Annotated in this window: 13 protein-coding genes; 9 read left to right on the top strand and 4 right to left on the bottom strand. The window is 75.4% G+C overall.

What is annotated here, in order from left to right:
• Positions 1 to 23: 23 nt before the first annotated feature.
• The 5 genes from Cs7R123_RS12550 to Cs7R123_RS12530 all read left to right on the top strand — a co-directional run bounded on the left by Cs7R123_RS12550 (position 24) and on the right by Cs7R123_RS12530 (position 5388).
• Positions 24 to 950, top strand: a complete 927-nt coding sequence (locus Cs7R123_RS12550; RefSeq protein ID WP_212826260.1) for an STM4015 family protein — start codon at positions 24 to 26, stop codon at positions 948 to 950.
• Positions 916 to 2169 carry an STM4014 family protein gene (locus tag Cs7R123_RS12545; protein ID WP_212826258.1) on the top strand — a complete coding sequence of 418 codons (1254 nt, stop codon included), beginning with the start codon at positions 916 to 918 and terminating at the stop codon, positions 2167 to 2169. The genes Cs7R123_RS12550 and Cs7R123_RS12545 overlap by 35 nt, the downstream gene beginning before the upstream one ends.
• Positions 2170 to 2249: 80 nt before the next feature.
• Entirely contained in the window at positions 2250 to 3164 is a 915-nt protein-coding gene (locus tag Cs7R123_RS12540; protein WP_244871783.1) for an STM4013/SEN3800 family hydrolase, read from the top strand.
• Between the two features lie 2 nt (positions 3165 to 3166).
• Positions 3167 to 4480: an STM4012 family radical SAM protein gene (locus Cs7R123_RS12535; RefSeq protein WP_212829118.1), complete on the top strand. Its 1314-nt coding sequence runs from the start codon at positions 3167 to 3169 to the stop codon at positions 4478 to 4480.
• Positions 4477 to 5388: an STM4011 family radical SAM protein gene (locus Cs7R123_RS12530; protein ID WP_212826256.1), complete on the top strand. Its 912-nt coding sequence runs from the start codon at positions 4477 to 4479 to the stop codon at positions 5386 to 5388. The genes Cs7R123_RS12535 and Cs7R123_RS12530 overlap by 4 nt, the downstream gene beginning before the upstream one ends.
• On the opposite strand, the gene Cs7R123_RS12525 is transcribed toward Cs7R123_RS12530, so the two are convergent.
• The 3 genes from Cs7R123_RS12525 to Cs7R123_RS12515 all read right to left on the bottom strand — a co-directional run bounded on the left by Cs7R123_RS12525 (position 5351) and on the right by Cs7R123_RS12515 (position 8394).
• The gene (locus Cs7R123_RS12525; protein ID WP_212826254.1) at positions 5351 to 6472 is read right to left on the bottom strand and encodes a DUF6745 domain-containing protein; all 1122 of its coding nucleotides are present in this window, start codon (positions 6470 to 6472) and stop codon (positions 5351 to 5353) included. The two genes, Cs7R123_RS12530 and Cs7R123_RS12525, sit on opposite strands and share 38 nt — an antisense overlap.
• An 11-nt stretch (positions 6473 to 6483) precedes the next feature.
• Positions 6484 to 6804 (bottom strand): hypothetical protein, encoded by a 321-nt coding sequence (locus tag Cs7R123_RS12520; protein WP_212826252.1) that lies wholly within the window; start codon positions 6802 to 6804, stop codon positions 6484 to 6486.
• Positions 6805 to 6933: 129 nt separating this feature from the next.
• Positions 6934 to 8394, bottom strand: a complete 1461-nt coding sequence (locus tag Cs7R123_RS12515) for an MFS transporter (RefSeq protein ID WP_212826250.1) — start codon at positions 8392 to 8394, stop codon at positions 6934 to 6936.
• Positions 8395 to 8456: 62 nt separating this feature from the next.
• Between Cs7R123_RS12515 and Cs7R123_RS12510 the strand changes: the two genes are divergently transcribed.
• The 4 genes from Cs7R123_RS12510 (at position 8457) to Cs7R123_RS12495 (ending at position 12034) form a co-directional block, all read left to right on the top strand.
• On the top strand, positions 8457 to 9416 hold the full coding sequence (locus Cs7R123_RS12510) for a YafY family protein (RefSeq protein WP_212826248.1): 960 nt from the start codon (positions 8457 to 8459) through the stop codon (positions 9414 to 9416).
• A gap of 41 nt (positions 9417 to 9457) precedes the next feature.
• A complete protein-coding gene (locus tag Cs7R123_RS12505; protein ID WP_212826246.1) occupies positions 9458 to 10369 on the top strand; it encodes an ADP-ribosylglycohydrolase family protein in 912 nt (303 codons plus the stop codon).
• Between the two features lie 139 nt (positions 10370 to 10508).
• Complete coding sequence (locus Cs7R123_RS12500) at positions 10509 to 10880, top strand: hypothetical protein (RefSeq protein ID WP_212826244.1); 372 nt, start codon at positions 10509 to 10511, stop codon at positions 10878 to 10880.
• A 143-nt stretch (positions 10881 to 11023) separates the two neighbouring features.
• Complete coding sequence (locus Cs7R123_RS12495; protein ID WP_212826242.1) at positions 11024 to 12034, top strand: hypothetical protein; 1011 nt, start codon at positions 11024 to 11026, stop codon at positions 12032 to 12034.
• On the opposite strand, the gene Cs7R123_RS12490 is transcribed toward Cs7R123_RS12495, so the two are convergent.
• Positions 12007 to 12777 (bottom strand): phosphotransferase enzyme family protein, encoded by a 771-nt coding sequence (locus tag Cs7R123_RS12490; protein WP_212826240.1) that lies wholly within the window; start codon positions 12775 to 12777, stop codon positions 12007 to 12009. The two genes, Cs7R123_RS12495 and Cs7R123_RS12490, sit on opposite strands and share 28 nt — an antisense overlap.
• Between the last annotated feature and the right edge of the window lie 313 nt (positions 12778 to 13090).

The raw sequence follows: 13090 nt of genomic DNA, 5'->3' as shown, positions 1-13090 counted from the left end.
CCCCTCGACAGCCATGAGGCCGTATGACCATCAACGAGCACATCAGCCGGTTCGCCGGGCTGCCGGTGACGGCGTTCGACCCGCACCTGGACGTCCCGGCCGACCCGGCCGCGTACGCGTGGCGCGTCGACACCGACTACGACGGCGGGGCGGAGCTGTTCAAGCTGCGCTTCGACGGGCTGGTGAACGCCGACTGGGCGCACCGGGTCACCGCCCTCGTGATCGGTGAGTGGGGCGAGGCGTACGACCACACCGCCCCGATCGACGCCCTGGTCGCCGCGGCCGACCGGCTGCCCGCGCTGCGGGCCCTGTTCGTCGGGGAGATGACCTTCGACGAGCAGGAGATCTCCTGGATCCAGCAGGGCGACGTGACGCCGCTGCTGCGGGCGTACCCCCGGCTGGAGATCCTGTCCGTGCGCGGCGCCGAGGGCCTGCGCCTGGAGCCGCTGCGCCACGACCGGCTGCGCGAGCTGACCATCGAGTCCGGCGGCCTGCCCGCCCACGTCGTACGCGCGGTCGGCGAGTGCGAGCTGCCCGCGCTCCAGCACCTGGAGCTGTGGCTGGGCACCGACAACTACGGTGGCGACGCCACGGCCGACGACCTGGCCCCGATCCTGTCCGGCACCCGGCTGCCCGCGCTGACCTCGCTGGCCCTGCGCGACGCCGAGCTGGCCGACCAGTTCGCCGCGGCGGTGGCCGGGGCGCCGGTGGTGGCCCGGCTGGAGCGGCTGGACCTGTCGCTCGGCGTGCTCACCGACGTCGGCGGCGCCGCGCTGCTCGCGGGCCAGCCGCTGACCCACCTCAAGCAGCTCGACCTGCACCACCACTTCCTCAGCGAGACCATGATGGACCGGCTGTCGGCCGAGCTCGAGGCCGCGGGCGTCGAGCTGGACCTCGGCGACGCCGGCGACCCGGATGACGACGACCGCTTCATCTCCGTATCGGAGTGAGCCGCGCCTGGCGGTGGTCGGCAACCCCGGCAACCGCCGGGTCGCGCTCTTCCTCGACGCGGTACGGGCGGCCGGGCTGCCCGCACCGCACGTGGTGCCCTGGCACGCGGTGGCGGCCGGGGCGCCCTTCGGCTTCCCGGCCGGCTCGCTGGTGCGGGTGGACTCGCCCGGCGAGGACGCCGAAGTCGACCGCCTGCTGCGCGGTGCGGCCGAGCCCGCCCGCCACGGCGAGATCATCGGCCTGCGCGCCTGGTACGGCGGCTTCGGCCGCGCCCTGACCCGGGTGGCCGACGCCGCCGCCCGCGACGGCGCCGTGCTGTTGCACGATCCCGCCGAGATCGGGGTCCTGTTCGACAAGGCCCGCTGCCACGCCCGTCTCTCGGCCGCGGGCGTCCCCGTCCCGCCCGCCCTGCCCGTCCCGGAACTCGACGCGGCCGCAGCCGCCGCAGCCGCCGCAGCCGACTCGGGCGGCCCGGATAGCGCGGGCGATGCCGGTGGCGCGGGCAGCGGGACGTCGTCGCGCGCCGACGGGGCGTGGGCCGGGCTGCGGGCGGCGATGCGCGAGGCGGGCTGGCACCGGGTGTTCGTGAAGACGCGGCACGGCTCGTCGTCGTCCGGCGTGCTCGCGGTACAGGTCGCCGGTGCCCGCTGCCAGGCGGTGACCTCGGTCGAGCTGGCCGCCGACGGGCTGTTCAACTCGCTGCGGGTGCGCACCTACCGCGACGAGCGCGACGTCGCCGCGATCGTGGCGCGGCTCGCGCCCGAGGGCCTGCACGTGGAGCGCTGGTTCCCCAAGGCCGGGTTCGGCGGCCGCACCATCGACCTGCGGGTGCTGGTCATCGGCGGCCGCCCCGCGCACACCGTGGTCCGGGCCAGCCGCCACCCGATGACGAACCTGCACCTCGGCGGCGTACGCGGGGATCTGGCCGCGGTGCGCGCCGCCGCCGGGCCGCACTGGGACGCGGCCATGGACAGCTGCGCCCGCGCCGCCGCCTGCTTCCCGGGCAGCCCGCACGTCGGCGTCGACCTGATGTTCGGCCCCGGCTGGCGCCGCCACGCGATCGCCGAGGTCAACGCCTTCGGCGACCTGCTGCCGAACCTGCTGCACGACGGCCGCGACACCTACACCGCCCAGCTCGCCGCACTGCCCGGCTCCGGGGCACCATCACGCCGCACGGCCCACACCACATATGGTGTGGCCACATCACGGGTGGTGTGACGGCGGCACAGGTGGTGTGACGGCAGCGCGGACAGGCTGCGCGACCCGGGCGACGGTCGCGCCGGAGCGGAAGGTGACCGGTGACCGGGACCGAGCTCGACCATCCGCTCGACCACGCGGCGGCCCCGGATCACGCGGCGGCGGTGGACCCCGCGGCGGGCACGGCGGCCGCGGCGGGCACAGCGGTGGACATGAACGCGCTGCTGGGCGGGCATGACATCCTGTTCGTCACGCTGGACACGCTGCGCTACGACGTCGCGGCGGAGGCGGTCGAGCAGGGGCGCACGCCGCAGCTGGCCCGGGTGCTGCCGGGCGGGCGGTGGGAGCGGCGGCACACCCCGGCGAGCTTCACGTACGCGGCGCACCAGGCGTTCTTCGCGGGTTTCCTGCCCACGCCGACCGTTCCGGGGCGGCACGAGCGGCTGTTCGCGGCGGCGTTCCCCGGCAGCGAGACGTCGACCGGTCGGACCTGGGTGTTCGAGGAGCCCGACGTGGTGACCGCGCTGCGCGGTGCCGGATACCACACGCTCTGCCTGGGCGGGGTCGGCTTCTTCAACCGCGCCTCGGCGCTGGGCAGCGTGCTGCCGGACCTGTTCGACGAGGACCACTGGCGGCGCGAGTTCGGCGTCACCCACCCCGACCCGCTGCGCGCCCAGCTCGACCAGCTCCGGGCCAGCGCCGCCGCGCTGCCCGCCGACCGGCCGCTGTTCACGTTCCTCAACGTGGCGGCGCTGCACCAACCCAACCGGCACCACCTGCCCGGCGCGACGCAGGACAGCCGGGACAGCCACGCCGCCGCGCTGGCCTACGTGGACACCCGCATGCCGGAACTGTTCGCCCTGGTCACCGGGCGGGGGCGGCCCTGTTTCGCGATCGTCTGCGCCGACCACGGCACCGCGTACGGCGAGGACGGCCACACCGGGCACCGGCTCGGGCACGAGGTGGTGTGGACGGTGCCGTACGCGCAGTTCACGCTGCGACCAGGGGAGTGGTGACGATGCTCGGCGGCTCGCCCTACCAGGGCTACCTGTACGCGTACCCGCACAAGACGGCGTACCGCCCGCTGCGGCCGCGCCCGGCGCTGCGCGAGGTCTGGGCCGGTGAGCCCGTCGACGCCCTCTTCCTCTACCTGCACGTGCCGTTCTGCGAGATGCGGTGCGGGTTCTGCAACCTGTTCACCCGGGCCAACCCGCCCGCCGAGCAGGTCGGGGCGTTCCTGCGCCAGCTGCGCCACCAGGCCGCGGCGACCGCCGACGCGCTGGACGGGGCCGGGTTCGCCCGCGCCGCGATCGGCGGCGGCACGCCCACGTACCTGACCGCCGACGAGCTGGAGGAGCTGCTGGCGATCCCGGCCGGGCTGGGCGTGGACCTGCCGCGCGCCGCGTTGTCGGTGGAGACCTCGCCCGCGACCGCGACCGCCGACCGGATCGCGGTGCTGGCCGGGCACGGGGTGCACCGGGTCAGCATGGGCGTGCAGAGCTTCCTCGACCCCGAGGCGCACGCGGCGGGCCGCCCGCAGCGCCGCGCCGAGGTCGACGCGGCCCTGGACGTGCTGTTCGCCGCCCCGATCCCGGTGCGCAACCTGGACCTCATCTACGGCATCCCCGGCCAGACCGCCGCCACCTGGCAGTACTCCCTCGACGAGACGCTGCGCCGCCGCCCCGAGGAGGTCTACCTCTACCCGCTGTACGTCCGCCCGCTCACCGGCCTGGCCCGCCGCCACGAGACCGCCGCCGACCCGGCCTGGGACAAGCAGCGCCTCGACCTGTACCGGCAGGGCCGCGACGTGCTGCGGGCGGCCGGATACCGGCAGCTGTCCATGCGGCAGTTCCGGCGGGCCGACGTGCCCGACCCGGACGGCCCCGACTACTGCTGCCAGGACGACGGCATGGTCGGCCTGGGCTGCGGCGCCCGGTCGTACACGCGCGAGCTGCACTACTCGTTCGACTACGCGGTCGGGGTCGGCGGGGTGCGCGCGATCATCGACGACTACCTGCGGCGCCCGCCGGGCGACTTCGCCTTCGCCGAGCACGGGTTCGCCCTGGACGCCGTCGAGCAGCGGCGCCGCTGGCTGCTCAAGTCGCTGCTGCGGGCCGACGGGCTGGACCTGTCGGCGTACGCGAAACGGTTCGGCACCGCCGCGGGCGACGACTTCCCGGCCCTGCCCGAGCTGGAGGCGCGCGGCTGGCTGACCGCCGGGCCGGGGCTGCTGCGGCTGACCGACGACGGGCTGGCCCACTCCGACGCGATCGGGCCGTGGCTGGTGTCCGGGCCGGTGCGCGAGCTGATGGCGGGGCACGCGCCGCGATGAACCTGTCCATCCTGTATCGCGGCCCGCTGGCCTCCTGCGACTACGACTGCCCGTACTGCCCGTTCGCGAAGCGGCGCGACAGCCGGGAGCAGCTGCGCGCCGACCGGGCCGCGCTGGACCGCTTCGTCGACTGGGTGCGCGCCAACCAGGCCGGTGACACGATCTCGGTCCTGTTCACACCGTGGGGCGAGGGGCTGGTGCGGTCCTGGTACCGCCGCGCGCTGGTCGAGCTGTCGCACCTGCCGCACGTGGACCGGGTCGCGATCCAGACCAACCTGTCCGGGCGGCTGGACTGGCTGCTCGACGCCGACCGCGAACACGTCGCGCTGTGGGCGACCTACCACCCCGGCCAGGTGACCCGGGACCGCTTCCTGGCCAAGGCGGCGTGGCTGGCCGCCCACGGCGTCCGGCACTCGGTCGGCATGGTCGGCCTGCCCGAGCACCTCGCCGAGGCGCACGCCGTACGGGCCCTGCTGCCGGAGTCGACCTACCTGTGGATCAACGCCGCCGAGGGGCACTCCTACGACGCCGGTGCGGAGGCCGCGTGGACGGCGATCGACCCGCTGTTCGGGTACAGCGTCCGCCCGCACGCCTCGCTCGGGCACGAGTGCCGCGCGGGCGAGACGGCGCTGTCCGTGCTCGGCGACGGCACGGTGCGCCGCTGCCACTTCCTGCCCGAGCCGCTGGGCAACCTGTACGACGGCTCGTACCGCGCCGCGCTGGGGCCGCGCGGATGCACGAAGGCCGAGTGCGACTGCCACATCGGCTACGTGCACCTCAAACGGCTGGACCTCTACTCCGTCTTCGCGGGCGGCGTGCTCGAACGCATACCGGCCGGCCCCGGGCCGACCTGGGGCGCCCCGGCGGCGGCTATGTCTGCACCAGCGGCTGATACTCCTCCTCGGTGACCCCGAACGTCCACGCCACCCCGCCCCGGGCGGTGCGCGTGGTCGGCGGCACCCGCAGGAAGTACGTCCGGAAGCTGCCGTCCGGCTCGGCCGTCGAGTTCACCACCTCGACCATCACCAGCGGCTCGTCGCCGGGCAGCTCCACCCGCCACAGGATGCCCGTCTCGTCGCGGTGCAGCTCGCGGGCCTTGGACTCGCGCAGGTAGCGGTCGTAGCCGAAGAACTCCAGCATGACCCGGCGCACCTCGGCGTTGTCCTCGGCGCGGATGCGCTCGATGGTCAGCCGGGGCAGCTCGGCCGCGACGTCCGGCGGGATCGGCATGCCGCGCCAGGCGTACAGCGCGAAGCCGTCCGGGTAGGACAGGGCCGGGCCGGAGCCGTGGTGCAGGCGGCCCAGGTTGTCGCGGTGCAGCGCGGTCGGGCGCTCGGTGAGGATCGCGACCTGCTCGTACGCCCACCACCAGCCCGCGCTCGCGGCGACCGCCGCCAGTCCGGACAGCTCGCCGTCCACGGCCGCGCCGGTGAACGCGGGCAGCCAGGCCGCGTCGTGCTGGCCGTGCACCACGTCCAGCAGCGCCGCCCGCGCCGCCTGCCCGAGCGGGCCGGTGTCGGCGGCGAACTGCGCGTCCAGCCGGGTCCGCAGCGGGGTGGCCAGCTGCTCGTTGAGCTGCTGCCACGGCCGCCGGGCGCTGGCCGCCCAGTGCCGGGCGAAGCCGACCCCGCCCAGCCGGGCCGACAGCGCGGCGCGGGCCCGCGCCCACGGCGCCGTGCGCACCTGCGGCCGCACCGAGCGGCCGAGCTGCTGCGTGCCGGGCGCGCAGCCCTGCGTGAGCAGCCGCGTGCGCACCAGCTCCGCCCCGGCGGGCAGCGTCCCGGCGGCGCCGGTGGTCAGCAGCGCGACCGCGACCGCCCCGGCTTCGGGCGAGCCCAGCCACACGATGCGCGCCGGTGCGGGCAGCCCCGCGGCCGCGTACGCCTGGCGCACGCCCGCCTCGGCGGCGGCCCGCTCGGCCGGTTCGGTGCACAGGCCCGAGCCGAGCCACGCCTCGGCCCGCTGGGCCAGGTCCATGTCCTCCAGCAGCATGTCCGCGCCTCTCAGTCCGCGACCGGGCGGATCGCGCCGGGGAGGTACTCCCGCTGGCGGATCACCTTGTAGCTGCCGACCGGCAGCCCGATCGCGCCGTGCTCCTCGTGGCCGAGGCGGCCGTAGCCCTCGACGATCACGTACAGCGTGCCGGGGTCGTCGGGCGGGCACAGCAGGCTCACCCGGTCGCCGGTGAGCACGTGCGCGTGGCCGGTGGCCTCGCCGTACGCCAGCACCATCCGGTTGCCGCGGTCGCGCGGCGCGTCGACCAGCCCGACCGGCAGCGCCTCCCGCGCCATCGGCTGCACCAGCACATCTCCCTGTCGGTACATCGCTTCCGCCCTCATCGCTCCACCATGGACGCGCCCGACGCTATCCCCACCCTCCGACAGCGGCGTCAAGAAGGGCACCTTCTACCTCGCAATGCGATAAGAAGGTGCCCTTCCTTACGTCCTTCGGGGTTAGGCGAAGGCGGGCTCGGCGGGGGCGGCCGCCTCGGCCGGGGCGTGGCCCTGGCGGGCCCGCTTGGGCAGCGCGAACGCCAGGCCGAACGCGGCCACGGTCAGCGCGGCGGCGATCAGCGTGACCCGCTGCGCGGCGGTGAGGAACCCCGCCCCGCCGGAGGCGGCGCCGACGGTCGAGAAGAACACGGTGCCCAGCGCGGCCACGCCCAGCGACGAGCCGAGCTGCTGGATCGACTCCAGGATGCCCGCGGCCGAACCGACCTCATGGTCGGCGATCTCGCCCATGACGACGTCGAACAGCGGCACGAAGATCATGCCCATGCCCGCGCCGTACACCAGCAGCGGCACGCCGAGGTGCCAGCCGCCGATGCCCATGCCCTGGCTCGCGAACGCGGCGTACAGCAGCACCAGGCCCACGGTCATCACGGCCAGGCCGAGGTGCAGGATGCGGCGGCCGAGCTTCGCCATCGCCCCGGCGCTGAAGCCCGAGCCGAGGAACGCGCCGATCGCCCACGCCGCCATGGAAAGGCTCGCCCCGATCGGGCTCTTGCCCTGGCCGAGCTGGAGGAACAGGCCGACCGCGAGCGAGAAGCCGACGATGGCGCCGAAGAAGACCAGCACGAACAGCGCACCCGAGGTGTATGACCGCTTCGCGAACACGCTCAGCTCCACCAGCGGCGTGCCCCCGGACGCCTTGCGGCGCAGCTGCTGCACGGCGAACAGGCCCAGCACCGCCACCGACGCGGTCAGCATCGCCCAGGTCCACGCGGGCCAGCCCGCCTCGCGGCCCTGCATCAGCGGGTACACCAGCAGGAACATGCCCGCCCCGGCCAGCAGCGCCCCGGTCGGGTCCAGCCGCCGCACCGCCACCGCGACGCGCCCGGCGGGCAGCGTACGCAGGCCCGCCAGCAGGGCGAACGCGCCCAGCGGCAGGTTGATGCCGAACACCATGCGCCAGCCGGTGCCGAGGATGTCGGCGTCGACCAGCGCCCCGGCCACGATCGGCCCAAGGATGGTGGACAGCCCGATCGCGGGCCCGAACGCGCCGAACGCCTTGCCCAGGTCGGCCGGGCCGAACAGGTCGCGGATCAGGCCGAAGCCCTGCGGGATCATCACCGCCCCGAACAGGCCCTGCACCACCCGGGCCGCGATCAGCGCACCCGGCGACCAGGCCGCCGCGCACAGCAGCGACGCGGCCACGAAGCCGGCCACGCCGAGCAGCAGCATCCGCCGCCGCCCGAACATGTCGCCCAGCCGCCCGCCGACCAGCAGCCCGACGGCCAGGGCCAGGGTGTACCCGGCGGCGATCCACTGCAGGTCGGCGTAGTCGCCGTGCAGGTCGGCCAGGATCGACGGGGCGGCCACGTTCACCACCGTCGCGTCGAGCAGGTTCATGAGGGTGGCGGCCAGGATCGCGAGCAGGCCGAGCCAGCGGCGGCCGTTGCTGATGTTCGTCATGCGGTGAACCCTGCCAGCATATTAGGAACGGTTCGTTCCTGATGAAGTGGCAGGATGAAAACATGTTGGAGACCTCAGCCCGCCTGCTGCGACTGCTGTCGCTGCTGCAGACCCCGCGCGAGTGGAGCGGCCCCGAGCTGGCCGGCCGCCTCGACGTCAGCACCCGCACCATCCGCAACGACGTGGAGCGGCTGCGCACCCTCGGCTACCCCGTGCACGCCACCCGCGGCGCGGTCGGCGGCTACCGGCTCGGCGCCGGGGCGAACCTGCCGCCGCTGCTGCTCGACGACGAGGAGGCGGTCGCGGTCGCGGTGGGGCTGCGTACGGCGGCGGGCGGGTCGATCGCGGGGATCGAGGAGACGTCGCTGCGGGCACTGGCCAAGGTGGAGCAGGTGCTGCCGGTGCGGCTGCGGCGGCGGGTCAACGCGCTCCAGTCGTACACGGTGGCGGTGCCCTCGGCCCGGCGCGGCCCGCAGGTCGACGCCTCCGTGCTGACCACCCTGGCCGCCGCCTGCCGCGACGCCGAGCGCGTCCGGTTCGACTACCGTGCCCACGACGGCACCGCCACCCGCCGCGACGTCGAGCCGTACCGCCTGGTCAACTGGGGTCGCAAGTGGTACCTGGTCGGCTACGACACCGCTCGCGGGGACTGGCGCACGTTCCGGGTCGACCGGATCGAGCCGCGCACCCCCGGCGGCCCGCGCTTCGCCCCGCGCCCGCTGCCCGCCGAAGACCTCGCCGCGTACGTCTCCCGCGGCGTGTCCACCGCCGCCTGGCACTACCGGGCCCGGCTGATCGTGCACGCGCCCGCCGACGTGATCGCGCAGCGGCTGCCCGCCTCCGCCGGGTCGATCGAGGTCGCCGACGAGCACACCTGCGCGGTCACCGTCGGCGCCGACAACGCCGAGACCATGGCGCTGTGGCTCGGCCTGCTCGACGCCGACTTCACCGTGGTGGACGCCCCGGAGCTGTCGGCCGCGCTGCGGTCGCTGGCGGAGCGGCTGCACCGCGCCGCCGGATAGCCGTTGCTTCCGGGCCGCCCCGGCGCAAGGATCGGGTGGAGATGTCCTTCATCCTTCACGAGAGCACGCGGCTGGGATACGCCGCGGACAGCCTGGCGGGACTCACCGTCGGTGACGCGCTGGGAGCGCAGTACTTCACGGTCGGCCCCAAGGTCGACGATCTACTGGCGGGGATCGTTCCGCCTCCGGTCTGGGAGTGGACCGACGACAGCGAGATGGCCTGCTCGGTGCTGTGGATGCTGCGCCGGGCCGGCCGGATCGACCCCGATGAGCTGGTGGAATCCTTCGCCCAGCGCTGCGAGCCGAACCGGGGCTACGGTGTCGGCGCGTTCGTGCTGCTGCACAACGTCCGCCAGGGCGTGCCCTGGCAGCGGGCCGCGGCCGAACTCTTCGACGGGCAGGGTTCCTGCGGCAACGGGGCCGCGATGCGGGTGGCGCCGCTGGGGGCGTACTTCGCCGCCGACCCGAGCCGGGCCGCAGCGCAGGCGGTGCTATCGGCGCAGGTCACGCACGCGCACCCGGAGGGGGTGGCAGGCGCCGTCGGGGTCGCGGTCGCGGCGAGCCTCGCGGTCGCGGGCCGCCTGTCGGGGGTACGCCCGAAGCCCGGCCCCTTCCTCGACGCCGTCCTGGAGTACCTGCCGCGCGGAAAGGTGCGTCAGTACACGGCGGCGGCGCGGCGGATGCTGCACGTCCCGGTCGCCGAGGCCGCGTACGTGCTGGGCAACGGTTCGGGCGTCACCGCGCAGGACACGGTCCCGTTCACGCTGTGGGTCGCGGCGCGATGGCTCGACGACTACCCGGCCGCGATCCGGGCCTGCGTCAGGGCGGGCGGCGACATCGACACGACGGCCGCGATCGCGGGCGGCATCGTCGCGGCGTACACGGGCCGCGACGGCATCCCCGCCGACTGGCTGGCCGCCCGCGAACCCCTGCCCGCCTGGCTCGACGAGTAGCGCGGCGGTGATCCGAAATCGTGGACGCGGGGTGTCGCTCTGGCAGCACCTGGCGTCCACGATCCGCAATCTTGCTGCTTTCTTGTGGTGTCGACCACTTGGGATGCGACGGCGGGCCGGGCGGGGTAGTTTTCTTTTCGTGACATTCAGCGCGCTCGCGGGTCCACTTCGGTGGGTCGCGCGCCTGTCGCTGCGTCTGCTCGCGGCACTGGTGCTGATGTCGCTGCTGTCCAGCCCGGCGGCCGCCTGCCCGACGCTGTCCACCGAGGACATGCGGGTGGTTCCCGCGACGTCCGGTTCGGCCGCCGCAGTCGAGTTCGCCCCGGCCGGACCGGCCGCCACCGTCGACCGCGCCGCCCCGGCCCCCTGCGACGCCGCCCCGGTGGTGCGGCTGCTGCTCGGGCCCGGTGAGCCCGTCGCACTGACCTTCGGGCCGCACACCTGCCCGCAGCCGATCGGCGACCCCTTCGCCGACGGCCGCACCTCCCGCGCCCCGCCCGCCGCGCACTGAGCCGGCGGCCCCTCGCGCCGCACCCGTCCTCCACCGCGCTGACGCGCACCCCCAACACCGTGCTGCCCGCCGCCTGACGCCGCCGCGTCGCGGCCGTATGCGCGCACCCCTCGCCCACACCGCTCACCCCGAGGTGTCGAACCATGGACGTCGTCTTCGCCAACCTGCTGCTCGGCCTGTCCCACGCCGCCCTGATCTGGCTCGGGCTGGCCGTCGCCGCCGCCCTGGCCGCGATCGCGCTGGCCGCCTACCACCGCGTCACCGTCGACCGCGACGACGACGTGCCCACCTCCCGCGCGACCGCGCACCGCGACGCGTTCGCCCCGCACCGCACCGCCTACGGCGTGGCCACCGGTCGCGACGGCGACGCCCGCGGCAGTGCCGCCTTCGTCCGGCGCGGGGTCACGGCCGTGCGCGACAGCGCCGTGCCCGCCGTGGCGCGGCCGCTGCGCCGCCTCGGCGAGCTGCTGCGCGCGGCGTTCACCGGGGCGGTGGCGGTGGAGCCGGAGCCGGTCCCCGCCGGTCCGTCCACCGGACAGCTCCTCGCGGCGCACACCCGTACGCTCCAGCAGCGGGCGAAGGAGGCGGGGCTGGCGGCCGACCGGGCCGCCGCGGTCGCCGGTCGCCGCCGCGACGAGTGGCTGGCCGCCCAGGACGCCGCCGAGCGCGCCTGGCACGAGTTCGACGCCGCCGACACCGACGCGCGCCGGGTGCTGGCCGCCAGGGCCATCCCGCTGCCGCGCACCCCGCAGACCCCCGCCGAGTACGCGTTCCGCGAGCGCTTCCTGCACCGCAACGCCATGTCGGCCTCCGCGCACAACCGCCTGTCGGCGCTGGAGCTCAGCGACGCGCTGGCGCACCGGGCCGGTTGGGACCCGCGCCGCCACCCGATCGAGCAGGAGGCGGAGCTGTGCCGGGCGGCCCGGCAGAGCCTGCGCGACGAGTACGGCCGCGCCGCCGCGCGGGAGAAGACGGCGTGGCTGGCCAGCGAGGCCGCGGCCGCCGCGGCGGACAGCCTGCGCCGGGCCGCCGACGCGGCGGGCAACCGGGCCCGGTGGGCACAGCGCCGCACCGCGCCCGCCACCGCCGCGCCCGCCCTGGACCAGACGATGGTGCTGCCGGTGATTCAGGCGGCGGCCAACCGGTCGCGCTGACGGTCGAGGTGGGCCGCGTCGGCCTCGTACAGGTCGGCGTGGCCCTCGGCCAGGTGCCGGGTGAACGCCGGGTGCCCCAGCGCCGCCTGCGCCCGGATGTGCCCGGCCAGCGCCCGCACCCGGCGCGCGGCGGTCTCCGGCAGGCGCCCCCGCTGGCCGGCGTCGAGTCCGTACGCGTCGGCCAGCAGCCGCAGCCGCCGGACCTGCTCGCCGATCGGCGCGGTGAAATCGGGGTTCTCCGGAGCGCTCAGCGGCACGAACCGGTACGCCGTGTACGCCAGGTCCCACAGCCGCGGCCCCGGATGCGCGGTGTCGAAGTCGATCGCCGCGACCAGTTCCCCGTCCCGGAACACGCAGTTGTACGGCGCCAGGTCGCCGTGGCAGACGACCTCGGCGGGCTCCCGCGGCGGCAGCTGCCAGACCGCGCCGGGCGGCGGCGTGAACCCGGCGCTCGCGTCGTGCAGGCGGCGCAGCAGTTCCCCGACCGCGACCAGGGTCCGGTCGGCGCGCACGTAGCCGGGCAGCGGGTAGTCCGGCACCTCGCCCGCGACGAAGTCCAGCACCTCCCGCCCGGCGGCGTCGGTGCCGCGTACCGCCGGGGCCTGGGTGAATCCGGCCGCCCGCAGGTGCCGTAGCAGCGCGTGGACCGCCGGGGTCCACGGCCCGGCCGGCCGGTGCACGGCGTCCCCGATCCGCTCGACGACGTTGACCCCGCCCGCGAACCGCTTCCCACCCGCATCCACGCCGCGAACGTACCCGCACACCCTTCCCGCGTGCCGCCCACCCACGCGACGCCCACGCGATGCCCGCCCACGCGATGCCCGCCCGCCGCCCGCCCGCCGCCCGCGCGATGCCCGCGCGATGCGCGACGGTGACGATCATGCAATTTCGGGGAAACTGCACGTAAAGGGCCCAAGATTCCAGCACTTTCCCCGAAAGTGCAGCCTCGCGCGGCCGCTCGGCGGCGAGCGGGGGCGCGAGGGGGGCGAGCGGGGGTGGGAGTGGGAGGCGACACAGGGTCAGCGGGGTAATGGGACGCTGGGGACGGCGGGGCAC

The organism is Catellatospora sp. TT07R-123, from assembly GCF_018327705.1.
In the GTDB taxonomy this organism is placed as follows: domain Bacteria; phylum Actinomycetota; class Actinomycetes; order Mycobacteriales; family Micromonosporaceae; genus Catellatospora.
The sequence above is the reverse complement of the archived record's forward strand: the minus strand, read 5'-3'. Positions and strand labels throughout refer to the sequence as shown.